Below are 1,416 nucleotides of genomic sequence, written 5' to 3'. Positions count from 1 at the left end.
GGAAAAAACTTGTCAAACGCTCCACTAGTCGGTGTTACTGTTTCTATAGTCGGAGCGGCACTCACAACTGGTACAAACGCCATACTCACAAGCATTATCGTCATGAGCAGCGCACCTAATTGTATTCCTTTATTTCTCATATTTTATTTCCTCCTTTAATACTCCGGGGCTCATAATACAGTAGTTCTCTGCGTTTTTTCCACCCCATTGTTACAAGCCATGCTACCCCTAGTCAGTCCTTCTATATATTTATTACTGTGATTTATTTTAATTATAATCATTAAAATTCATCGCTCCGATTAATGTTAATCTGACTGATTAATCTTCATCACTTTAATGAAAATTCGTCATCGTAATAAATGTCAACCCCTTTGCACTCCTTATAATACATGGCTGGGTGGGAAAGACTCAAGGCATTCATAACCAAAAAAATCACAGGCATCTTTTCTTTTCTGATATACAGCTCCATCTATCTCTCCTTAGCAGGCGCTGCTATGGTCTACATTTCTTGCGTGTTACAGCATATCAAATGTAGCCTCTCTTTACTTGCCATAATGTTCCTCGCAACTTTCTCAGTTTACAACATCAATCGTAAAACCGATGAAAAAGAGGATGCAATAAATTACTCAGATAGGTATTCCTTTACCAGCCGTTATTGGAGAGTTCTTTCGACTTCTGCTATACTTGCATATATCCTTGCAATTGCGCTGGCTCTCTGCTACGGGGTAAAAACTACATTAATATCAGCTATTCCGCTCATCTGTGGCATTTTATACAGCATCGCATGGCTCCCAAAAAAATTCAAATACAGGAGGTTGAAAGAGATCCCCTTTGTTAAAAATCTTGTAGTTGCATTTGCATGGGCATTAACCCCGGCATTACTTCCTGTTTATTCCGTATCATTCAGTATGAATGCTATGACTCTTATTATTATCATCTTCTTTTTCACACTGGTGTTCATCAATTCGGTTGTTTTTGATATGCGGGATACCGAGGGAGATACTTCTTCGGGAGTAAAAACGATACCTGTAATCATCGGGTTGCCAAAAACCATAAAATCTCTAAGTGGTTTAAACATCTTTTCAGGAATTATAATCCTACCCTTGAGTTTATCATACCTATCCATGAAACTTACATACATTCTAGTTACGGGCATGATATATGCTAATTTTTATATTTTATTTTCTAATAAAAAGAAAATGACAAATCTTTTATGTGATGCTGTGGCTGATGGTCAGTTCATATTATTTGGAAGCCTTCTGTATATTGCAGAATAGGATATGAGTAATACTATATAGCTCAGAAAGCCAACACAATTTTCATGGCAACATTACGACCTTCCGGGCGACATAATCGCAAGCAGCTCGAAAGTGGGATTTACTAACTATAAGTTCATGAAAGCCACAACGAACGAGA

The 1,416-nt window shown here is 37.5% G+C and carries 1 protein-coding gene and 1 pseudogene; both read left to right on the top strand.

What is annotated here, in order from left to right; genetic code table 11:
• The first annotated feature begins 389 nt into the window (after positions 1 to 389).
• Positions 390 to 1,277 carry a UbiA family prenyltransferase gene (locus tag MNV_RS09465; RefSeq protein ID WP_096205533.1) on the top strand — a complete coding sequence of 296 codons (888 nt, stop codon included), beginning with the start codon at positions 390 to 392 and terminating at the stop codon, positions 1,275 to 1,277.
• A gap of 69 nt (positions 1,278 to 1,346) precedes the next feature.
• Positions 1,347 to 1,416, top strand: a pseudogene (locus MNV_RS21250) (hypothetical protein); the annotation flags it as partial.

This window comes from Candidatus Methanoperedens nitratireducens (genome assembly GCF_900196725.1).
GTDB lineage: Archaea > Halobacteriota > Methanosarcinia > Methanosarcinales > Methanoperedenaceae > Methanoperedens > Methanoperedens nitroreducens_A.
The sequence above is the reverse complement of the archived record's forward strand: the minus strand, read 5'-3'. Positions and strand labels throughout refer to the sequence as shown.

Bases quoted from the DNA above. Each gene is read 5' to 3' on its own strand.
- MNV_RS09465 (WP_096205533.1), top strand. From the start codon at position 390: ATGGCTGGGTGGGAAAGACTCAAGGCATTCATAACCAAAAAAATCACA.